Source organism: Dokdonella aquatica (genome assembly GCF_051987395.1).
Classification (GTDB): domain Bacteria; phylum Pseudomonadota; class Gammaproteobacteria; order Xanthomonadales; family Rhodanobacteraceae; genus Dokdonella.
The window spans coordinates 3,828,277-3,848,713 of the sequence record NZ_CP197094.1; the positions used below are offsets into that span (position 1 = coordinate 3,828,277).

19 protein-coding genes are annotated in these 20,437 nt (G+C 69.1%); 14 read left to right on the top strand and 5 right to left on the bottom strand.

The features are described 5' to 3' along the window. The first annotated feature begins 2 nt into the window (after positions 1–2). The 10 genes from ACQQ2N_RS17035 (at position 3) to recO (ending at position 9,766) form a co-directional block, all read left to right on the top strand. On the top strand, positions 3–680 hold the full coding sequence (locus ACQQ2N_RS17035) for a sigma-E factor negative regulatory protein (protein ID WP_440222762.1): 678 nt from the start codon (positions 3–5) through the stop codon (positions 678–680). Continuing rightward, positions 677–1,726: a MucB/RseB C-terminal domain-containing protein gene (locus ACQQ2N_RS17040; protein ID WP_440222763.1), complete on the top strand. Its 1,050-nt coding sequence runs from the start codon at positions 677–679 to the stop codon at positions 1,724–1,726. Before ACQQ2N_RS17035 ends, ACQQ2N_RS17040 begins: the two co-directional genes overlap by 4 nt. Before the next feature lie 158 nt (positions 1,727–1,884). Then, positions 1,885–3,318, top strand: coding sequence for a DegQ family serine endoprotease (locus tag ACQQ2N_RS17045; protein ID WP_440222764.1), 1,434 nt, complete (start codon positions 1,885–1,887; stop codon positions 3,316–3,318). Positions 3,319–3,476: 158 nt separating this feature from the next. Continuing rightward, positions 3,477–5,270, top strand: coding sequence for a translation elongation factor 4 (gene lepA / locus ACQQ2N_RS17050; protein ID WP_440222765.1), 1,794 nt, complete (start codon positions 3,477–3,479; stop codon positions 5,268–5,270). A gap of 40 nt (positions 5,271–5,310) precedes the next feature. Further along, positions 5,311–6,201, top strand: coding sequence for a signal peptidase I (gene lepB, locus ACQQ2N_RS17055; RefSeq protein ID WP_440222766.1), 891 nt, complete (start codon positions 5,311–5,313; stop codon positions 6,199–6,201). A gap of 14 nt (positions 6,202–6,215) precedes the next feature. Next, on the top strand, positions 6,216–7,049 hold the full coding sequence (lepB, locus tag ACQQ2N_RS17060) for a signal peptidase I (protein ID WP_440222767.1): 834 nt from the start codon (positions 6,216–6,218) through the stop codon (positions 7,047–7,049). 20 nt (positions 7,050–7,069) lie between these two features. After that, a complete protein-coding gene (locus ACQQ2N_RS17065; RefSeq protein WP_440222768.1) occupies positions 7,070–7,453 on the top strand; it encodes a DUF4845 domain-containing protein in 384 nt (127 codons plus the stop codon). Beyond that, entirely contained in the window at positions 7,449–8,117 is a 669-nt protein-coding gene (rnc, locus tag ACQQ2N_RS17070; protein ID WP_440225794.1) for a ribonuclease III, read from the top strand. The genes ACQQ2N_RS17065 and rnc overlap by 5 nt, the downstream gene beginning before the upstream one ends. 20 nt (positions 8,118–8,137) lie before the next feature. Beyond that, positions 8,138–9,040 carry a GTPase Era gene (gene era / locus ACQQ2N_RS17075; protein WP_440222769.1) on the top strand — a complete coding sequence of 301 codons (903 nt, stop codon included), beginning with the start codon at positions 8,138–8,140 and terminating at the stop codon, positions 9,038–9,040. A gap of 9 nt (positions 9,041–9,049) precedes the next feature. Next, the gene (recO, locus tag ACQQ2N_RS17080; protein WP_440222770.1) at positions 9,050–9,766 is read left to right on the top strand and encodes a DNA repair protein RecO; all 717 of its coding nucleotides are present in this window, start codon (positions 9,050–9,052) and stop codon (positions 9,764–9,766) included. Here recO and ACQQ2N_RS17085 read toward each other — a convergent pair. After that, positions 9,755–10,453 carry a response regulator gene (locus ACQQ2N_RS17085; RefSeq protein WP_440222771.1) on the bottom strand — a complete coding sequence of 233 codons (699 nt, stop codon included), beginning with the start codon at positions 10,451–10,453 and terminating at the stop codon, positions 9,755–9,757. The genes recO and ACQQ2N_RS17085 overlap by 12 nt on opposite strands. Before the next feature lie 125 nt (positions 10,454–10,578). Between ACQQ2N_RS17085 and rlmD the strand changes: the two genes are divergently transcribed. The 4 genes from rlmD (at position 10,579) to ACQQ2N_RS17105 (ending at position 14,299) form a co-directional block, all read left to right on the top strand. Further along, positions 10,579–11,880, top strand: coding sequence for a 23S rRNA (uracil(1939)-C(5))-methyltransferase RlmD (gene rlmD, locus ACQQ2N_RS17090; protein WP_440222772.1), 1,302 nt, complete (start codon positions 10,579–10,581; stop codon positions 11,878–11,880). A gap of 103 nt (positions 11,881–11,983) precedes the next feature. Then, positions 11,984–12,988 carry a beta-N-acetylhexosaminidase gene (nagZ, locus tag ACQQ2N_RS17095; RefSeq protein ID WP_440222773.1) on the top strand — a complete coding sequence of 335 codons (1,005 nt, stop codon included), beginning with the start codon at positions 11,984–11,986 and terminating at the stop codon, positions 12,986–12,988. 13 nt (positions 12,989–13,001) lie between these two features. Then, complete coding sequence (locus tag ACQQ2N_RS17100; RefSeq protein WP_440222774.1) at positions 13,002–13,541, top strand: hypoxanthine-guanine phosphoribosyltransferase; 540 nt, start codon at positions 13,002–13,004, stop codon at positions 13,539–13,541. Positions 13,542–13,552: 11 nt separating this feature from the next. Further along, positions 13,553–14,299 (top strand): S-methyl-5'-thioinosine phosphorylase, encoded by a 747-nt coding sequence (locus tag ACQQ2N_RS17105; protein WP_440222775.1) that lies wholly within the window; start codon positions 13,553–13,555, stop codon positions 14,297–14,299. A 42-nt stretch (positions 14,300–14,341) separates the two neighbouring features. Here ACQQ2N_RS17105 and ACQQ2N_RS17110 read toward each other — a convergent pair whose 3' ends face one another. The 4 genes from ACQQ2N_RS17110 to glcD all read right to left on the bottom strand — a co-directional run bounded on the left by ACQQ2N_RS17110 (position 14,342) and on the right by glcD (position 20,384). Continuing rightward, entirely contained in the window at positions 14,342–16,510 is a 2,169-nt protein-coding gene (locus ACQQ2N_RS17110; protein ID WP_440222776.1) for a malate synthase G, read from the bottom strand. A 91-nt stretch (positions 16,511–16,601) separates the two neighbouring features. Continuing rightward, complete coding sequence (gene glcF, locus ACQQ2N_RS17115; protein WP_440222777.1) at positions 16,602–17,825, bottom strand: glycolate oxidase subunit GlcF; 1,224 nt, start codon at positions 17,823–17,825, stop codon at positions 16,602–16,604. A 3-nt stretch (positions 17,826–17,828) separates the two neighbouring features. Beyond that, positions 17,829–18,884 carry a glycolate oxidase subunit GlcE gene (gene glcE, locus ACQQ2N_RS17120; RefSeq protein WP_440222778.1) on the bottom strand — a complete coding sequence of 352 codons (1,056 nt, stop codon included), beginning with the start codon at positions 18,882–18,884 and terminating at the stop codon, positions 17,829–17,831. After that, positions 18,885–20,384, bottom strand: coding sequence for a glycolate oxidase subunit GlcD (gene glcD / locus ACQQ2N_RS17125; RefSeq protein WP_440222779.1), 1,500 nt, complete (start codon positions 20,382–20,384; stop codon positions 18,885–18,887). Positions 20,385–20,437 lie beyond the last annotated feature (53 nt).

Consider the following 20,437-nt stretch of genomic DNA (forward strand, 5'->3'; position numbering starts at 1 on the left):
CCATGAGCCAGCAGATCCAGGAGCAGTTGTCCGCCCTCATGGACGGCGAGCTGCAGCGCGACGAGACGATGTTCCTGCTGCGCCGCGTCGAAGGCGACCGCGACCTGCTTGCGCGCTGGTCCGGCTACCACGTCGCCCGCCAGGCGCTGCGTCGCCAGGAGATCCTGCCGCTGCGGGCCGACTTCGCGGCATCCATCATGGCTGCCATCGAGGCCGAAGCCGTGCCCGTGGCCGGCCGCTCCCGTACGGCGACGCTGCTGCGCTGGGGTTCCGGCGGCGCCATTGCCGCCTCGGTCGCGGTCGCTGCCTTGATCGCGACGGGTCCCGGAGGGCAGGCACCCTCGGTGAACGGCCAGCAGGGCACCAGCGTCGCGGCCCAGGTCCCCGCGGCCTCCAACGCCCCCCCGCCGAGCCTGCCTGCCGAGTTCAGGCCGCCGCTGCTGTCGCCCGCACTCGACGCACAGACCGCGTCCGCGACGAGCGGAGGCTTTTCTTCCGGCGCCGCCGCGCCGATCGACCCGCGCCTGCAGTCCTACCTCATCCGTCATTACGACGCCGCCGGTTCGGCGGGGCAGGCCGGCATGGTGCCTTATGTCCTTCTGATCGTCCCGGGGCAGCCGCAGCAGATCTCGACGCGCGAGGCCGCACCTTCCGAGGCGGAGCGTCAGCAGCGCCGTTGAGCACGAACGTCATGGACGATGCGACGGGAGCGCGCCGCGCCACTACTCCCCTTGCTGCAGCGACGGGCGGGCGATACGCCGTTGCGTGGATCACCTGCCTGATCGCAGCGTGCTTCCTGGCTGGATGGGCGCACGCCGACGACGAGCGTCCTTCCGGCGAGGTGTTGCTCGCTCGCATGGGCGAGGCCATGCGCAACCTCGACTACCAGGGCTCGTTCACGTACCAGCATGCGGGCCGCACCGACACGCTGCGCGTCTTCCACGCCGGCGGACCTCGCGAACGCGAGCGCCTCGTGAGTCTCAGCGGCCCTCGCACCGAACTCGTCCGTGACGGCTTCAACGTCACCTGTGTGCAGGCCGACGGTACCGCGACCGTCTACACGCGCCTGTCGAATCGCGGCCTGCTGCCGCTCATTCCCGATGCGGGCGGACGCTCGCTGGCCACGCATTACGACGTGCGCACCGTAGGCAGCGATCGTGTCGCAGGGTTCGTCGCCGACATCGTCGACGTGGTCGCTCGCGACCGCCTGCGTTACGGGTACCGGCTCTGGCTCGACCAGCAGTCGCACCTGCTGCTTCGATCGATCGTGACCGATGCGGATCGCCGCCCGCTCGAACAGTTCATGTTCGTGTCGCTCGAGGTCGGAAGCATGCCGAGCGAGACCGATCTCGCGCCGAGCCGACGCGAGCTGCAGGTCACGACGGCTCCATCGCAGGAAGTCCTCGTCCGCACCGATCCCACCTGGTCGGTCGCGGAGCTGCCGACCGGGTTCGAGCTGGTGTCGGCACGCCGCTCGCCCAAGGATCCCGACGGCGCCGAACATCTCGTGTACTCGGACGGACTGGCCAGCGTGTCGATCTATGTCGAGCCGAAGGGCGAGGGTGTCGACGACGCAGGAGCGCTCGCCGGCCATGGCACGATGAACATCGATTCGCGCGTGCAGGACGGCTGGCGGATCACCGTGCTCGGCGACGTGCCGGCCGAAACGGTGGGCACGATGGCGCGGTCGGTGGTACGCAAGGCCGACTCTCCCGGCACGCCGTGAGCCGCGCGTCGAAACGGGTCCTGAACCGCTCGCCGCGGTGGCTGCGCCGACGGAACTTTGGTGCGGTGCCTGCATCCAACCGCGCGTCATCCTTTCCCGCAGACCCGGCGTCTGGCCGACCGGATCGCGGTACCCACGCTGGAACCAGGAGAATCTCCATGAAGTCACCGATGCACCGGGCCGGCGCCACCCTGGCCTTGGCCTGGGCTGCGGCGCTGATGGCCGTTGCAACGCCCGCCGTGGCGGCGGACCTGCCCGATTTCGTCTCGCTCGTCGAACGCAACGGCCCGGCCGTCGTCAACGTGCAGGCCACGACGTCGCGCAATGCGCGCGCCCAGCAGCAAGGGCCGGACGATGCCGATGACGCCGAGGTACCGGAAATCTTCCGCCGGTTCTTCGGCCCGATTCCGCGCGGCCCGCAAGGCGGCGAGCGCCGTTCGGCCGGCTCGGGTTTCGTCATTTCCCAGGATGGTTACATCCTCACCAACAACCATGTCGTCGGCGACGCCGATCAGGTGACGGTACGCCTGTCGGATCGTCGCGAGCTCGACGCCAAGGTCATCGGTACCGATCCGCAGACCGACGTCGCGCTGCTCAAGATCGAGGCGAGCGGTCTTCCCACCGTCAGCATCGGCGACTCGTCGAAGCTCAAGCCGGGCCAATGGGTCGTGGCCGTCGGTTCGCCGTTCGGCATGGACCACTCGGTGACCCACGGCATCGTCAGTGCGATCGGCCGCGGCTACGACAGCAGCCAGCAGTACGTGCCGTTCATCCAGACCGACGTGCCGATCAACCCCGGCAATTCGGGCGGCCCGCTGTTCAACCTCGACGGCCAGGTGGTCGGCATCAACTCGCAGATCTTCTCGAACACGGGCGGCTACATGGGTGTGTCGTTCGCGATCCCGATCAGTGTCGCGATGAACACGGCCGACCAGCTCAAGACCAAGGGGCGCGTCTCGCGCGGCATGATCGGCGTGCGCATCCAGAACGTCGACCGCGAGAACGCCAAGGCGCTCGGCCTGCCGCGCAGTGGCGGCGCGCTCGTCAACAGCATCGAGGCCGCCAGCGCGGCAGAGAAGGCAGGCGTGAAGGTCGGCGACGTCATCCTCGCCTTCAACGGCGTCGAGATCATCAGCTCGTCCGACCTGCCGCCCCTCGTGGGCCTGACCGCGCCGGGAACCAGAGCCGAGCTGCGCGTCTACCGCGACGGCAAGGAACTGACGCTGCCGGTGACCGTGGCCGAACTGCCGCAGGACGCCTCGCGCCCGACTGCCAACGCGGCCGCACAGCCGGCAGCGACCAATCCGCTCGGCATCGTCGTCGACGACCTGACCGCCGAACAGCGCACCCAGCTCGGCCTCAAGGACGAGGGCGTCGTGGTGGCCCGCATCGCTGGCGAGGCGGCGCGCCGCGCCGCGCTGCAGCCGGGTGACATCATCCTCATGGTCGGCCGCACGTCGGTGAAGAACGCCGCCGCATTCAACGCCGCGGTCAAGGACCTCAAGCCCGACGATTCGGTCATGCTGCTGGTCCGTCGCAACGACGTGACGAGCTTCATCGCACTGAGCGTGCCCAAGAAGGACGAGCGCTGACCTCCAGGCGTTCGATCCGCGTCACGACGACGGGGCCATTCGGCCCCGTCGTCGCATCGGTCCCCGTCGCAGCCCGCGGATTGGCGCGGTGCAGCGGAACACGCCGGATTCTGCGATAATCGGCGACTTTTGCAGCCCGCCGGCCCCAAGCGCACACGATGGACCACATCCGCAATTTCTCGATCATCGCCCACGTCGACCACGGCAAGTCGACCCTCGCCGACCGCATCATCCAGATCTGTGGCGGCCTGCAGGAGCGCGAGATGGAGGCCCAGGTGCTCGACTCGAATCCCATCGAGCGCGAGCGCGGCATCACGATCAAGGCACAGAGCGTCTCGCTGCCGTATACCGCGCGGGACGGCAAGACCTACCAGCTCAATTTCATCGACACGCCCGGCCACGTCGACTTCTCCTACGAGGTGAGCCGTTCGCTCGCCGCGTGCGAGGGCGCGCTGCTGGTCGTCGACGCCGCTCAAGGCGTCGAGGCGCAGTCGGTCGCCAACTGCTATACCGCCGTCGAGCAAGGTCTCGAGGTCGTGCCGATCCTCAACAAGATCGACCTGCCGACCGCCGACATCGAGCGTTCCAAGGCCGAGATCGAGGCCGTCATCGGCATCGACGCGACCGATGCGGTGCCGATCAGCGCAAAGACCGGGCAGGGCGTGACCGAGGTGCTCGAGGCGATCGTCGCGCGCATCCCGCCGCCGAAGCCGCGCGACACCGACAAGCTGCAGGCGCTCATCATCGATTCGTGGTTCGACAACTACCTCGGCGTCGTCTCGCTCGTGCGCGTCATGCAGGGCGAGATCAAGCCCAAGGACAAGATCCTCGTCATGTCGACGGGGCGCTGGCACGAGGTCGACCAGGTCGGCGTGTTCACGCCCAAGCGCCTCGTGAAGAACAAGCTCGCGGGCGGCGAGGTGGGTTGGGTCACGGCCTCGATCAAGGAGGTCAACGGCGCGCCGGTCGGCGACACGCTGACCCTCAACAACGACCCTGCGCCGGCGCCGCTGCCGGGCTTCCAGCAGGTGCAGCCGCGCGTGTTCTCGGGCCTGTTCCCGGTCGCGTCGGAGGACTACCCCGCGCTGCGCGAGGCGCTCGAGAAGCTCAAGCTCAACGACGCCGCGCTGAATTTCGAGCCCGAAAGCTCCGAGGCGATGGGTTTCGGCTTTCGCTGCGGCTTCCTCGGCCTGTTGCACATGGACATCATCCAGGAGCGCCTCGAGCGCGAGTACGACCTGGACCTCATCACCACCGCGCCGACCGTGGTCTACGAGATCCTCAAGACCGACGGCAGCATCATGCTGCTCGACAATCCGGCCAAGCTGCCGGCGACGCAGTACGTCGAGGAGACGCGCGAGCCGATCATCGTCGCCAACATCCTCACGCCGCCCGACCACATCGGCAACGTGATCAAGCTGTGCGAGGAAAAGCGCGGCGTGCAGCGCTCGATCAACTACCTCGCGAGCCAGGTGCAGATCAGCTACGAGCTGCCGCTGGCCGAGGTCGTGCTCGACTTCTTCGACAAGCTCAAGTCGGTGTCGCGCGGCTACGCGTCGATGGACTACCACTTCGACCGCTTCCAGGCCGGCCCGCTGGTGCGTCTGGACATCCTCATCAACGGCGACCGCGTCGACGCGCTGAGCCTGATCCTGCACCGCTCGGCCGCGGATCGCCGTGGCCGCGAACTCGTCGAGCGCATGAAGGACCTGATCCCGCGCCAGCAGTTCGATGTCGCGATCCAGGGCGCGATCGGCGCGCAGATCATCGCGCGCTCGACCGTCAAGGCGATGCGCAAGAACGTGCTCGCCAAGTGCTATGGCGGCGATGTTTCGCGCAAGCGCAAGCTGCTCGAGAAACAGAAGGAAGGCAAGAAGCGCATGAAGCAGGTCGGTCGCGTCGACATCCCGCAGGAGGCGTTCCTCGCCGTGCTGCAGGTCGACTCCAAGTGATGGCGAACGATCTGCCGACCGACTTCCAGGGGATCCGAGGATGAATTTCGATTTTGCATTGTTGCTCGTCGGCCTGACCGCGCTCGCCGGCGTGATCTGCGCCATCGACCGGCTTGCCTTCGCACCACGTCGACTGCGCGCGGCGCGCGAGATCGAGCAGATCGGCGCGCTGTCCGAGGCCGAACGCAAGGCGCGCATCCAGGATGCATTGCGCGAACCGGTGGTCGCCGAATACGCGCGCTCGTTCTTCCCGGTGCTGTTCGTGATCCTGCTGCTGCGCTCGTTCATCGCCGAGCCGTTCAAGATCCCGTCGGGCTCGATGATCCCGACGCTCAAGATCGGCGACTTCATCCTCGTCAACAAGTTCGCCTACGGCCTGCGCGTGCCGGTGCTCAACACGCGCTTCTTCGACATCGGTTCGCCGCAGCGCGGCGACGTCATGGTGTTCCGTTACCCGGGATTCCCGTGCACGCGCGACGGCGCCACCGTGCGCAGCGCGAATCCCTGCGGACAGCCGATCGAGCCCGTGCCGCAGCAGAACTACATCAAGCGCGTCGTCGGCCTGCCCGGAGACCGCATCACCTATCGCGACAAGGTGATCTACGTGAACGACCAGGCGGTCGAGCAGCGCTACGTCGGGCCTTACACGGGTCCGTCCGAGGAGCACACGAACCTCTCCGGTGCGCGCGTGAGCGACGAGACGCTCGGCGAAGCGACCCATCGCATGATGGTGCTGCCACTGCAGCCGTCGCGCGGCGAGGGCAGCTGGACCGTGCCGCCCGACAGCTTCTTCGTCATGGGCGACAACCGCGACAGCAGCCTCGACAGCCGCTTCTGGGGCTTCGTGCCCGAGTCCAACCTCGTCGGCCGCGCGATGGTCGTGTGGATGAACTTCGGGGACTTCAGCCGCATCGGCACCTCCGTGCACTGATCCCGACTCCCGCCATGCTGCTCAACTTCGATCTCGCACTCGCGCTCGTCGTCCTGACGGCGCTTTCGGGCCTGCTGTGGCTCTTCGACAGGTTGTTCCTGTTCCCCGGGCGCCGCCGCCGTGCCTCGTCGATCGCGGGCATCGCGGCATTGTCGGACGCCGAGCGCGATGCGCGCATGCGCGATGCGATGCGCGAGCCGATCGTCACCGATTACGCACGCTCGTTCTTCCCGGTGCTGTTCGTGATCCTCGTGATCCGCTCGTTCATTGCCGAGCCGTTCAAGATCCCGTCCGGCTCGATGATTCCGACGCTGCTGGTCGGCGACTTCATCCTCGTCAGCAAGTTCTCCTACGGCATCCGCCTGCCGGTCCTGAACACGCGCATCGTCGAGACCGGCGAGCCGGCGCGCGGCGATGTCGTGGTGTTCCGCTATCCGGACAATCCCAAGCAGGATTACATCAAGCGCGTGGTCGGCCTGCCCGGTGACACGGTCGTCTACCGCAACAAGACGATCTACGTGAACGGCGAGGAGGTGCGGCGCACCTACGTGGGTCCGTACAACGGCCCCGCCGAGGCCGGCCGCGACCTTTCCGCGGCGCAGGTTTCGGTCGAGAAACTGGGCGTTCACGAACATCGTATGATGACGATGCCCGGTACGGGTCGCGAGGGTGAGTGGACGGTCCCCGAGGCGAGCTACTTCGTGCTCGGCGACAACCGCGACAACAGCGAGGACAGCCGCTACTGGGGTTTCGTGCCGCAGGACAATCTCGTCGGCAAGGCTTTCGTGGTATGGATGAACTGGCACGACGGCGTCGACTTCGGTCGCATCGGCACCGTCATCCGCTAACCGGAGGGGAGGCAATGGGCATGCGTCGTCGTTCTCGCGGTATCACGCTGATCGGATTCCTGATCCTGCTCTCGGTCGTGGGCTTCTTCGCGTATCTCGCGATGCGGCTCGTGCCGCTCTACGTCGAGTACATGGGCGTCGTGAAAGCGATGGAGCAGGTGCGTGCCGAGCCCGGTGCGCAGAACAAGAGCGCCGAGGACATCCGGCGTTCGCTGAGCCTCAAGTTCAACACGCAGTACGTCGGTGACGAAGCCATCCCGCCGCAGGCGATCCAGGTGGTGCGCCAGAACAATGCGTCCACCCTGCGCATCCGTTACGAGCGCCGCGTGCCGTTCGTCTATAACCTCGAGATCCTCGCGACGTTCGACAAGTCCGTGAGCCTTTCGGGAGGTACCGGGTATTAAGTCGCAGCTCCTCGGCCACCCGTTCGGCGACGCCTCGCTGCTCGAGCAGGCGCTGACGCATCGCAGTGCCGGGCGGCGCAACAACGAGCGCCTCGAGTTCCTCGGCGATGCGCTCGTCAACCTGATCGTGGCCGAATTCGTCTACGAGCAGTATCCCAAGGCCAGCGAGGGCGAGATGACGCGCCTGCGGGCCTCCCTCGTCAGCGGTGCGGCCCTCGCATCGGTGGCGCGCGACGAGGCCATCGGCGATGCGATCGTGCTCGGACCCGGCGAACTCAAGACAGGGGGATTCCGGCGCGAGTCGATCCTCGCCGATACGCTCGAGGCGCTCATCGCGGCGGTCTACCTCGATGCGGGCTGGCAGCCGTGCCGTTCGCTCGTGCGCCGCCTTTTCGAGACGCGTGTCGCGGCAGCCGAAGGCAAAGTGGCCAAGGATCCCAAGACCACGCTGCAGGAACTGCTGCAGGCGCGCGGGCACGCGTTGCCCGTCTACGAACTCGTCGCCAGCAACGGTGACGACCACGCCAAGACCTTCGATGTCGCCTGCGTCATCGAAGCGTTCGACCTGCGTGAACCGGGCCATGGCCCGAGCCGGCGTGCGGCCGAACAGGCCGCTGCCGAAGTCGCCCTCGTGCGCGTCCGCGAGCATCTCGCGTCGCGTTGACCACCTCCACGGTACCTTCCATGTCGGATCCCACATCTCCCCACCGCTTCGGGCACGTCGCGATCGTCGGTCGTCCCAACGTCGGCAAGTCGACGCTGCTCAACCGCCTCGTCGGTACGCCGCTCAGCATCGTCTCGCCGAAGCCGCAGACGACGCGCCATCGCATCCTCGGCATCGCGACGTTCGACGGTGCGCAGGTCGCATTCCTCGATACGCCGGGCCTGCATCTCGGCGGCAAGCGTGCGATGAACCGCCAGCTCAACCGCGTCGCGCGCCAGGTACCCGACGAAGCCGACGTCATCGTGCACGTCATCTCGGCGCCGCGCTGGACCGAGGAGGACGAGCAGGTCTGGTCGGTCGTCTCGCGCCAGAAGGTGCCGCGCCTGCTCGCGATCAACAAGACCGATCGCGTCAAGGAGAAGGGCGAGCTGCTGCCGTTCGTCGCCAAACTCGCCGAAAGCCATCCGTACGACGGGGTGCACTTCCTGCGCGCGACCCACGGCGATGGCCTCGAAGCGCTCGTCGCCGACGTCGTCGCCCGACTGCCCGAAGCACCGCCGCAGTTCGAGCCCGACGAACTCACCGACCGCAGCGAGCGTTTCCTTGCCGCCGAGATCGTGCGCGAACAGCTCATGCTGCGCCTTTCGGACGAACTCCCTTATGCGACCACCGTCGAGATCGAGAACTTCGAGCAGAAGGGCGACCTTGCGCGCATCGCCGCGGCGATCTGGGTCGAACGCGAAGGCCAGAAGGCGATCGTGATCGGTGCCGGCGGCGAACAGCTCAAGGCGATCGGCACCGGTGCGCGCAAGCGCATGGCGCACCTGTTCGGTGGCCGCGTGTTCCTCGAGCTGTGGGTTAAGGTGCGCGAGAACTGGTCCGACGACGAGAGCTCGCTGCGCCAGTTCGGCTATACCGAATAAGCGGCGCGCATGCGCGTCGACGCGCAGCCGGCCTTCATCCTGCACGCGCGGCCGTATCGCGAGACCTCGCTGCTGCTCGAATGCCTCACGCGCGACCATGGCCGCATCGGTCTCGTCGCGCGCGGCGTGCGCCGCGAACGCTCGCGGCTTCCCCGCGGCCTGCTGCAACCCCTGCAGCCGCTCGCACTGGGCTGGACCGGCGGAGGCGACCTCGCTCCGCTGGTCGCCGCGGAGGCGACCGCGGTGCCCTACGTGCTCGCGGGCTCGCGCCTTTTCTCGGCCATCTACCTCAACGAACTCGTGCTGCGCCTCAGCGTGCGCGCGGATCCGCACGCCGGCCTGTTCGAGCACTACCACGACTGCCTGCGTCGGCTCGCGGGCGCGGAAGGCGAGGCGTGGACCCTGCGTCGCTTCGAACGCGATCTGCTGGCCGGACTCGGGTACGCACTCGTGCTCGACCACGCCTTCGACACCGGTGACCCCCTCGAGGAGGATGTCGTCTACGCGTACGTGCCCGACGCCGGGCCGGTGACGTGGCGCGAGCAGCCCGGCGCGGTCCGCGTGCGTGGCGCGGCGCTGCTCGCACTCGCACGCGACGAGGCCCCCGGCAGCGACGACCTCGCCGCCCTGCGTCGCCTGATGCGGTCGCTCGTGCGCCACCAGCTTGGTGGCGGCGAACTCAAGGCCTGGTCGATGCGGCTCGCGCCGGAAACCTCACGCCGCTGAAAAGGCGAGTGGTTTCGCCAGGGCCTCGCGGGTGCGCGTGCACGCCTCGCGGAAATGCGCGACGGCCTCGCCGATGCCCTGGCGGCCGTCGAGCCGTTCTCGCAGCATCACCACGGCTGCGCCGAGTGCTTCCGCGCCGCAGAAACCCGCCGACGCCTCGAGGCGATGCAGCAGGTCGCGCAGGTCGACGCGGCGACCGGCATGCAGGTGCGCCTCGACGGTCTCGTCGATCGTCGACAACTCCGCAGCGAGCAGGCCGCGCAGCGCAGCGACGATGCCGATGTCGCCCGCGCTGGCTTCGAGCGCCCGTGCGTCGTCGAGCATGCGGGCGGGCAGGTGGCGCGCGATCGCACGCCGCAGGTCGGTGACCGAGACCGGCTTGGGGAGCACGCCGGCGAACCCCGCCGCAAGCAGGTCGGCGCGACCGTCAGGATCGCCGGCCGTGGTGGCGAGGGCAGGGCTGCCGCACGACGGCCCGCCCGACCGGATCGCGGCGAGCGTGGCGACGCCGTCGAGGAGCGGCATGTTGACGTCGACAAGCAACAGGTCGAACGCCGCTTCGTTCGCGCGCGCCACGGCCTCGGCCCCGTCGGACGCGACCACGCAGTCGACGCCGAGCCGCGCGAAGGCCTCACCGAAGAAGGCGAGGGCGACCGGATTGTCGTCGGCGACGAGCACGCGGGGCATCACCCGAATCCTTTCGACGAGATGACGGGGCGAGCATCGCGCCAAGGCGGTCCGGCGTCAACGCAGGCGCTTCGGACGATGCTGGTACCATGCGGCCCCCTCGTGCCCAGCCAGCGCCCGGCCTCATGCCCATCCAGATCCTCGACGCCGACATCACCGACCTTTCGCATGACGGCCGTGGCGTCGCCCACGTCGCCGGCAAGGCGTTGTTCGTGTCCGGCGGCCTGCCCGGCGAGCGTGTCCGCGTGCGCCTCACCGCACGCCATCGCGCCTACGACGAGGGGCGTGCGGAAGAGATCATCACGCGCTCGCCCGAACGCATCGAGCCGCGTTGTCCGCATTTCGGTACCTGCGGCGGCTGCGCGCTGCAGCACCTGCCGGCCGAAGCGCAGATCGCCGCGAAGCAGCGTGTGCTGGCCGAGAATTTCGAGCGCATCGGCAAGGTCGAGCCGCGCACCTGGCTGCCCGCGCTGACCGACGCACCCTGGGGTTATCGCCGCAAGGGGCGCCTGTCGGCGAAGTGGGTGGCGAAAAAGGACAAGGCCGTCGTCGGTTTCCGCGAGATCGTGCCGAAGTTCATCGCCGATCTTTCCGAATGCCACACGCTGTTGCCCGAGGTCGGCCTGCGCATTGCCGCGATCGCCGAGCTCGTCGGGTCGCTCGTGGTGCGCGACCAGATCCCGCAGATCGAGATCGCCGCCGGCGACGACACGATCGCGCTCGTGTTCCGCCATCTGCGACCGCTCAGCGACGCCGATCGCGAGCGTCTGGCCGCATTCGGTCGCGAGACCGGCCTCGCGATCCTGTTGCAACCCGGAGGTCCCGACAGCGTGCACGCGCTCTGGCCCGAGCAGGCGCCGTTGTCGTTCCGCATTCCCGCGCACGACGTCGATCTCGCTTTCGAGCCGCTCGACTTCATCCAGGTCAACGCGGGCATGAACCAGCGCATGATCGCGCGCGCGCTCGACCTGCTCGAACTGTCGGCGCAGGACCGCGTGCTCGACCTGTTCTGCGGCCTCGGCAACTTCACGCTGCCGATCGCGCGCCATGTCGCCGAGGTCACCGGCGTGGAGGGTGACGCCGCGCTGGTCGCACGCGCCCTCGCCAACGCGACGCGCAACGGCATCACCAATGCGACGTTCCATGCGGCCGACCTTGCCGCCGACGCGTCGGGCACGCCGTGGGCGCGCGCACCCTGGACCAAGCTGCTGCTCGACCCGCCGCGCTCGGGCGCCGCGGCCGTGCTGGAGTACCTGCCGCGCAAGGGCACCGACCACGTCGTCTACGTGTCCTGCCATCCCGGCTCGCTCGCGCGCGACGCGGGTACGCTGGTCAACCGGCACGGTTTCGAGCTCGTGCAGGCCGGCGTCATGGACATGTTCCCGCACACCGCGCACGTGGAGTCGATCGCGTTGTTCCGGCGCTGATCGGCGGTAGGATGCACAGCGTCACGCCCGGCCACTACAATCCGGCGCTCATGGCATCCCCCCTGTTCCCACCGCGGGCACGCGAACGCGAGGCACACGACGCATGCTGATCATCGGTATCCCGGGACGTACGCTCAGCGACGAGGATCGCGTCTACCTGTCCTCGCCGCAGGTCAGCGGCGTGATCCTGTTCTCGCGCAACTTCTCCAACCGCGACCAGATCACCGAGCTCGTCGACGACATCCGCATGGAGCGGCCCGACGATCCGTTCCTGATCTGCGTCGACCAGGAAGGCGGCCCGGTGCAGCGCTTCCGCGAAGGCTTCACGCGGCTGCCCGCGCTGTCGCGCATCGGTGCGCTGCACGCGACCGATCCGAAGCGCGCGATCGCGCTCGCCGAAGACCACGGCTGGCTCATGGCCAGCGAGATGCGTGCGATCGACATCGACCTGAGCTTCGCGCCGGTCAGCGACCTCGCACGCGGCAACCTCGCCATCGGCGAGCGCGCCTTCCACGCCGATCCGGCGATCGTCTCCGAACTCGTGCAGGCCTACGCACGCGGCATGCATCTCGCCGGCATGGCGGTCACGCTCAAGCATTTCCCGGGACACGGTTCGGTCGTCGCCGATACGCACTTCGACGTCGCCCACGATCCGCGCACGCTCGACGAGCTGCGCACGAGCGACCTCGTGCCGTTCGTCGACGGCTTCGCGAGCGGGGCCGAGGCCGTCATGCTCGCGCACGTGACCTATCCCGAAGTCGATGCGCTCGCGGCCGGTTACTCGCGCACCTGGATCACCGACATCCTGCGCCGGCAGCTCGGCTTCGGCGGCCTCGTCATCGGCGACGACATCGGCATGGCCGCGGCCGAATCGATGGGCAGCATCCCCGAGCGCATCCAGGCGCATCTCGATGCCGGCTGCGACCTCATCCTCGCCTGCAGCCCCGCGATCGTCGAGGAAGCCGTCACCTCGACCCTGCACCTCAAGCCCTGCGCCGCCGCGCGCGTCGAGAGCCTGCGTGGCGCCGTCGCGCCGACGTGGGAGGGCCTGATCGACAATCCGAAGCGTGACGAAGTCGCCGCGCGACTCGCCGCCCTCTGCACCTGATACGGACGACCCGATGACCCGACCCGCCTTGTCCGACGCGCTCGCGCGCGCCGACCTCATCCACGACACCGCCACGCTGCAGGCTGCGATCACCGGCGTCGGCCGCGCGATCGACGCGGCGCTCGGCGACGAGGAAGCCGTGTTCCTCACGATCATGCAGGGTGGTCTCGTGTTCGCGGGCCAGGTCGCCAGCGCGATCAGCGCCGCCCTCGTGTTCGACTACGTGCACGCGACGCGCTTCCGCGGCGGCACGACCGGCGGCGAACTGCAATGGCTGCGCCGCCCGGCGACGCCGCTCGCGGGTCGCACCGTGCTGCTCGTCGACGACATCCTCGACGAGGGCCACACGCTCAAGGCGATCCGCGACTGGTGCGTCGAGCAGGGTGCTGCGCGCGTGCTGCTCGCGGTGCTGTGCGAGAAGCGCCACGGCCGCACCGTGCCGGGCCTCGTGGCCGATTTCGTCGGCGTCGAGGTGCCCGACCGCTACGTGTTCGGCTACGGCATGGATTACCACGAGCAGGGTCGCAATCTGCCCGCGATCCACGCGCTGTGACGGAGACCGGCATGAGCCTCGACCTCGCCGTCATCGGCGGCACCGGCCTCTACCAGTTCCCGGGCCTGACCGACGTCGCCACGCAACACGTCGACACGCCGTTCGGCGCGCCGTCGGACGCGATCGTCAGCGGTCGCCTCGGCGAACGCCGCATCGCGTTCCTCGCCCGCCACGGCGGCTCGCACACGATCGCGCCGCACCGCGTGAACTACCGCGCCAACGTGTGGGCGCTGCACGCGCTCGGTGCGCGGCGCGTCGTCGGCGTCAATGCGGTCGGCGGCATCCGCGACGACATGGGCCCGCGCGTGCTCGCGGTGCCGGACCAGATCATCGACTATACGCACGGCCGCGTCTCGAGCTTCTGCGACGTCGACGGCGCCAAGGTCGAGCACATCGATTTCAGCGAGCCGTACTCGGCCTCGCTGCGCGCAGGCCTCGTCGCGGCCGCTGCGCGCGCCGGCATCGCGGTGGTCGACGGCGGCTGCTACGGTGCCACCCAGGGACCGCGCCTCGAAACGCGTGCCGAGATCGCACGCATGCGCCGTGACGGCAGCGACCTCGTCGGCATGACCGGCATGCCCGAAGCCGCGCTCGCACGCGAGCTCGGCATCGACTACGCCTGCGTCGCGCTCGTCGCGAACTGGGCCGCCGGCTGCGGCGACACCGCCGAGATCAGTCTCGAGGAGATCTTCGAGAACCTCGCGGCGGTCACCGCGCACGTTCCGCCGCTGATCGCGGCGCTTCTTTCCTCCGAGTGACCCGCATCGCCGGTTGCGGATACCCGGCGTACGCGGTCGCGATCACCCCTTGAAGCGCTGCCGGAACCGGTGCAGCAGCGGTTCCGTGTAGCCGTTCGGCTGCGCACGTCCTTCGAACACGAGCGCGCACGCGGCCTGGAACGCGAGCGAGCGCTCGGTATCGACCGCCATCGGGCGATACGCCGGATCCGCCGCATTCTGGCCGTCGACCACCTTCGCCATGCGCAGCAGCGCATCGCGCACGAAGGCTTCGTCGACGATGCCGTGGCGCAGCCAGTTGGCGAGGTGCTGGCTCGAGATGCGCAGCGTCGCGCGGTCTTCCATGAGACCGACGTCGTGGATGTCGGGCACCTTCGAGCAGCCAACGCCGTGCTCGACCCAGCGTACGACGTAGCCGAGGATGCCCTGGGCGTTGTTGTCGACCTCCTCGCGGATCGCCTCGCTGCTCCATGCCGGTGTCGCGACGACCGGCGAGGTCAGCAGGCCGTCGATCAGCGCATCGCGCTCGGCGTCGAGGTCGATGGCTTCGAGATCGCGCTGCACGGCGTTCACGTCGACACGGTGGTAGTGCAGCGCATGCAGCGTCGCCGCGGTCGGGGAGGGCACCCACGCAGTCGTCGCGCCGGCCTTCGGATGAGCGATCTTCTGCTCGAGCATCGCAGCCATTCGATCCGGCATCGCCCACATGCCCTTGCCGATCTGCGCGCGCCCGCGCAGGCCACAGGCGAGGCCTGCGAGCACGTTGTAGCGCTCGTAGGACTGGATCCACGCGCTCGACTTCATGTCGCCCTTGCGCAGCACCGGGCCGGCTTCCATGAGCGTGTGCATCTCGTCGCCGGTGCGGTCGAGGAAGCCCGTGTTGATGAACACGACACGCGCCGACGCCGCCGCGATGCAGGCCTCGAGGTTGAGGCTCGTGCGGCGCTCCTCGTCCATGATGCCGATCTTGAGCGTGTGGCGCGGCATGCCGAGCAGGTCCTCGACGCGCGCGAACAGCGTGTCGGCGAACGACACCTCGGCAGGCCCGTGCATCTTCGGCTTGACGATGTAGACGCTGCCCGTGCGCGAGTTGCCGCGACGCGCGAGGTCATGCAGCGCCGCGAGTGATGTGATCGCCGCGTCGAGCATGCCCTCGGGGATCTCGGCGCCGTCGCCGTCGAGCACGGCCGGCGTCGTCATGAGGTGGCCGACGTTGCGCACGAACAGCAGGCTGCGCCCCGGCAGCACGTGTTCACCGCCGTCGGGCGAGACGTAGCGCCGATCCGGTGCGAGGCGGCGCTCGACCGTGCGGCCGTCCTTGACCAGCGTCTCGACGAGATCGCCCTTGAGCAGGCCGAGCCAGTTGCGGTAGACGAGGATCTTGTCCTCCGCGTCGACCGCGGCGACCGAGTCTTCGCAGTCCATGATCGTGGTCAGTGCCGACTCGAGCACGACGTCGTCGATACCGGCAAGGTCGGTGCGCCCGATGCGTCCCTCGCGATCGATCACGAGCTCGAGGTGCAGACCATGGTGGCGCAGCAGGATCGCCGACGGCGCTGCGGGATCGCCGCGATGGCCCGCGAACAGCGACGGATCCTGCAGCGCGAAGGTATCGCCGCCGACGTGCGCGCGCAGCCTGCCGTCGACGATCGTGTACGCGGTCATGTCGGCGTGGCTCGCGCCGGCCAGCGGCACGATCTCGTCGAGGAACGCACGTGTCCACGCGACCACTTTCGCGCCACGCACGGGGTTGTAGGCGCCCGCGCGTGTCGCGCCGTCACGCTCGTCGAGCACGTCGGTGCCGTAGAGCGCGTCGTACAGCGAACCCCAGCGTGCATTGGCGGCGTTGAGCGCGTAACGCGCATTCATGACCGGCACGACGAGCTGCGGGCCGGCCTGGCGCGCGATCTCGTCGTCGACGTTCGTGGTCGTCACCGCGAACCGCTCAGGCACCGGCACGAGGTAGCCGATCGACGCGAGGAGGCTCTTGTAGGCAGCTAAGTCCGTGACCGGACCGGGATGCTCGCGATGCCAGGCGTCGAGCAGCGCCTGCAGGCGATCGCGCTCGGCCAGCAGCTCGCGATTGCGCGGCGCGAGTTCGCGCACGAGCGTGTCGAAGCCGTCCCAGAACGCCGCGGGCGCGATGCCGGTGCCGGGAAGGACCTCGTCGTCGACGAAGCGCTTGAGGGCCGCGTCGATCTGCAGGCGCTGGTGGTGCACACGGTCGGTCATGCCGGAACTCCGGAATCGGGAACAAGGAAGGCGGATGCATGCGCAAGCGACATCGAAGTCGCGCGACATGCAGCTCGTGAGGGGCGATACGTCATCGCGAAAGCACCTCGTCGACGAGTTCGATCCAGTGCCGCACGGGCGTGCGCCCGGCGCCGTCGAGATGGACCTGGCAACCGATGTTGGCCGTCGCGACGACATCGGGCGCGGATTGCTCGAGTGACTCGAGCGCACGATCGCGCAACTCACGCGACAACTGCGGCTGCATGATCGAATACGTTCCGGCCGATCCGCAGCAGTGGGGTGGCGCCGTCACCGGCGCGAGCGGAACGCCGACGCGCGACAGCACGGTCGCAACCTGGCCGCCGAGCTTCTGCGCATGCCGCAGCGAGCAGGGATCGTGCACGGCGACGCGCGGTGCATCGCCGGCGCGCGCCAGCGTTTCGAGAGGGGCATCACGCAGGACTTCGACGAGGTCGCGTACGTGTTCCACGACCGCGCGCGCCTTGTCGGCATAGGCTGGATCGTCGCGCAGCAGATGCGCGTACTCGCGCACAAACGCGCCACAGCCGCTCGCGGTGATCACGACGGCTTCGGCACCCGAGGCGATCGCGGGCCACCACGCATCGATGGCGCGGCGGGCACGTACGAGTCCGGCGGCTTGCGCATCGAGGTGGTAGTCGATCGCGCCGCAGCAGCCCGTATCGGGTACAGCGGCGGTCGTGATGCCGAGCCGGTCGAGTACGCGTGCTGCGGCGGCATTGGTGTTCGGCGACAACGACGGCTGCACGCAGCCTTCGGGCAGGATCATGCGTCGCGCGTGGCGTGGCTCAGGTCGAGCACCGGCTGTGATGCGCCGACGCGGCAGTTTCGCGGCGAGGGTGGCCGGCAACACGCGACGCACGCTCGAACCGACCGTGGCGAGCATGCCGAACAGGCGCGGCCGCACGAGCACCGCGCGCAGGGCACGCCGGAACAGGCGCTGGCGCAGCGGACGCATGACCTGCGCGTCGACGACCTCGCGGCCGATGTCGAGCAGCGCGTGGTAGTTCACACCCGAGGGGCAGGTGCTCTCGCAGGTCCGGCAGCCGAGGCAGCGGTCGAGATGGCGCTGCGTCTCGATCGTCGCCGCGTGGCCTTCGAGCACCTGCTTGATGAGGTAGATGCGCCCGCGCGGACCGTCGCGTTCGTCGTGGCGAAGCTGGTAGGTCGGGCAGGTCGCATTGCAGAAGCCGCAGTGCACGCAGGCGCGCAGCACGGATTCCGCTTCGGTCGCGCGGGGCAGACGCCTGGCCTGATCGCTGAGCGTGGTCTGCATCGGTCAAAGCTCCCGGTAGAGGCGGCCCGGATTGAAGATGCCGAAAGGATCGAGCGCATGCTTGAGGCGCTGGTGGATGCGCAGCATCGCCGGTGGAAGCGGATGGAACGCGTCGCCGGCCCGCGCCATGCGTGTCGCATGGCCACCCGCCTGCGCGACGATCACGCGAAGGTGCGTCGCGTCGAGATCGCCATCGGCCAGCAGCCAGCGCTGCGCGCCGCCCCAGTCGATGAACTGGCGACCCGGCAGATCGAGCGGCGGTGCGTGCGCAGGCAGGCTGAGCCGCCACAGCGGGGCAGGGTCGTCGAAGAACGGCAGTCGGCGTTCGCGCAATGCCGTCCAGTACGTGTCATCGACCGCGTCCCCGCCGAGGCGATCGCGCGCGGCGCACACGGCAGCCTCGCCGCCTTCCAGGCGCAGAAGCAGCGCGTCACCATCGTGGCAGGCCGCACTGATCGGCATCGGCTGGCGTCCCCAGGCCATGAGACGCGCGCGTGCCTCGTCGCGTGAGAGTTCGAGCCGCACGCCGGCACACGCACGCGGCCGCGGCAGCACCTTCAGCGACACCTCGGTGACGAGGCCGAGGCAGCCCCAGCTCCCGGCCATGAGCCGCGACACGTCGTAGCCCGCGACGTTCTTCATGACCTCGCCGCCGAAACGCAGCAAGGCACCGCGGCCGTCGACGAGGCGCACGCCGAGCACGTGGTCACGCACTGCACCGGCCCACGGCCGTCGAGGCCCCGACAACCCGCTCGCGAGCATGCCGCCGAGCGTCGCGCCGTCGCCGAGGTGCGGCGGTTCGAACGCGAGCATCTGGCCCGACGCCTCGAGCGCACGTTCGACCTCGGAGAGCGGCGTGCCTGCGCGCGCGGTCAGCACGAGCTCGCCCGGCTCGTAGGCGACGATGCCGTGATGCACGCGCGTGTCGAGCGTCTCGCCGTCGGCGGGACGCCCGAGATCCGCCTTGCTGCCGCCGCCGCGAATTGCGAGCGGCCGGCGTCGCGCGATCGCCTCGCGCACGCGTTCGACGAGATCGGCGCTCGCGTCGTGCCCGGACATTCAGAAGCGCTCCAGTTCCGGGAACGCGACCGCGCCGCGATGCACGTGCATCGCGCCGAACTCGGCGCAGCGGTTCAGCGTCGGCACGCCCTTGCCGGGATTGAGCAGACCGCGCTCGTCGAACGCGGCCTTGATCGCGTGGAACGCGACGAGCTCGCCTTCGCCGAACTGCGCGCACATCTGGTTGATCTTCTCGCGGCCGACGCCGTGTTCCCCGGTGATGCTGCCGCCGACGGCGACGCAAAGTTCGAGGATGCGACCGCCGAGCGCCTCGGCGCGTTCGAGTTCGCCCGGTGCGTTGGCGTCGAACAGGATCAGCGGATGCAGGTTGCCGTCGCCGGCATGGAACACGTTGGCGACGCGCAGGTCGTGCTCGCGCGAGAGCACCTCGATGCCGTCGAGCACACGTGCGAGCTCGCGCTTCGGGATCGTGCCGTCCATGCAGTAGTAGTCGGGCGACAGGCGCCCCACGGCCGGGAAGGCATTCTTGCGTCCCGCCCAGAAGCGCGCCCGTTCGGCGTCGTCGGCGGCTTCGCGCACCTCGACCGCTCCGGCCGAGGCGAGCAGCTCGCGCACGCGCGCCGCATCCTCGCGCACGTCCGCCTCGACGCCGTCGAGCTCGCACAGCAGGATCGCCGCAGCGTCGACCGGATAACCCGCGTGCACGAAGGCTTCTGCCGCGCGGATGGCCGGGTTGTCCATCATCTCGAGGCCGCCCGGGATGATGCCCGCGGCGAGGATCGCGCCGACCGCATGCGCCGCGGCGTCGACCGACGCGAAGCTCGCGAGCAGCACGCGTGCGACCTCGGGCTTGGGCAGCAGCCTCAGCGTGACACCGGTGACAACGCCGAGCAGCCCTTCCGAGCCGTGCATGAGTGCGAGCAGGTCGAAGCCCGGCGCATCGAGCGCTTCGCCGCCGACCGCGAGACGTTCGCCCTCGATGGTGAGCACGTCCACACCGAGCACGTTGTGCACGGTCAGGCCGTACTTCAGGCAGTGCACGCCGCCGGCGTTCTCGGCGACATTGCCGCCGATCGAGCAGGCGATCTGCGACGACGGATCCGGCGCGTAGTACAGGCCATGTGGCGCCGCGGCCTCGGATACCGCGAGATTGCGCACGCCGGGCTCGACGCGCGCGACGCCTGCATCGGCGTCGATGCCGAGGATGCGATGGAAGCGCGCCATGACCAGCAGCACGCCGTGCTCGAGGGGCAGGGCGCCCCCGGAAAGTCCCGTTCCCGCGCCGCGTGCGACGACCGGCACGCCGAGCGCATGACAGGTCCGCAGGATCGCCACGACCTGGTCGACATGCGAAGGCAGCACGACGAGCATCGGCGCCACGCGGTAGGCGGCGAGGCCGTCGCATTCGAAGGGCCGCAGCGCCTCGGGTTCGTGCAGCACCTCGAGCGTCGCATCGGCGCGCCGCAGCGCGGCGAGCACCGTCGCCTTGTCGACGCGATGGATCGCGCCGTCGAGCCGCTCGTCGTAACGCAGGTTCATGGATCGGATCGCCCGGCATGGCCCGGACGCATCATGGCCGATCCGCGTGCCCG

Excerpts from the sequence above, each read along its gene's own strand:
- ACQQ2N_RS17045 (WP_440222764.1), top strand. The coding sequence starts at position 1,885 with ATGAAGTCACCGATGCACCGGGCCGGCGCCACCCTGGCCTTGGCCTGG.
- recO (WP_440222770.1), top strand. The coding sequence starts at position 9,050 with ATGCGCGTCGACGCGCAGCCGGCCTTCATCCTGCACGCGCGGCCGTAT.
- glcF (WP_440222777.1), bottom strand. The coding sequence starts at position 17,825 with ATGCAGACCACGCTCAGCGATCAGGCCAGGCGTCTGCCCCGCGCGACC.
- ACQQ2N_RS17065 (WP_440222768.1), top strand. The coding sequence starts at position 7,070 with ATGCGTCGTCGTTCTCGCGGTATCACGCTGATCGGATTCCTGATCCTG.
- ACQQ2N_RS17105 (WP_440222775.1), top strand. The coding sequence starts at position 13,553 with ATGAGCCTCGACCTCGCCGTCATCGGCGGCACCGGCCTCTACCAGTTC.
- glcE (WP_440222778.1), bottom strand. The coding sequence starts at position 18,884 with ATGTCCGGGCACGACGCGAGCGCCGATCTCGTCGAACGCGTGCGCGAG.
- ACQQ2N_RS17110 (WP_440222776.1), bottom strand. The coding sequence starts at position 16,510 with ATGACCGACCGTGTGCACCACCAGCGCCTGCAGATCGACGCGGCCCTC.
- ACQQ2N_RS17100 (WP_440222774.1), top strand. The coding sequence starts at position 13,002 with ATGACCCGACCCGCCTTGTCCGACGCGCTCGCGCGCGCCGACCTCATC.
- lepB (WP_440222766.1), top strand. The coding sequence starts at position 5,311 with ATGAATTTCGATTTTGCATTGTTGCTCGTCGGCCTGACCGCGCTCGCC.
- rlmD (WP_440222772.1), top strand. The coding sequence starts at position 10,579 with ATGCCCATCCAGATCCTCGACGCCGACATCACCGACCTTTCGCATGAC.
- lepA (WP_440222765.1), top strand. The coding sequence starts at position 3,477 with ATGGACCACATCCGCAATTTCTCGATCATCGCCCACGTCGACCACGGC.
- nagZ (WP_440222773.1), top strand. The coding sequence starts at position 11,984 with ATGCTGATCATCGGTATCCCGGGACGTACGCTCAGCGACGAGGATCGC.
- lepB (WP_440222767.1), top strand. The coding sequence starts at position 6,216 with ATGCTGCTCAACTTCGATCTCGCACTCGCGCTCGTCGTCCTGACGGCG.
- ACQQ2N_RS17085 (WP_440222771.1), bottom strand. The coding sequence starts at position 10,453 with ATGCCCCGCGTGCTCGTCGCCGACGACAATCCGGTCGCCCTCGCCTTC.
- glcD (WP_440222779.1), bottom strand. The coding sequence starts at position 20,384 with ATGAACCTGCGTTACGACGAGCGGCTCGACGGCGCGATCCATCGCGTC.
- ACQQ2N_RS17035 (WP_440222762.1), top strand. The coding sequence starts at position 3 with ATGAGCCAGCAGATCCAGGAGCAGTTGTCCGCCCTCATGGACGGCGAG.
- era (WP_440222769.1), top strand. The coding sequence starts at position 8,138 with ATGTCGGATCCCACATCTCCCCACCGCTTCGGGCACGTCGCGATCGTC.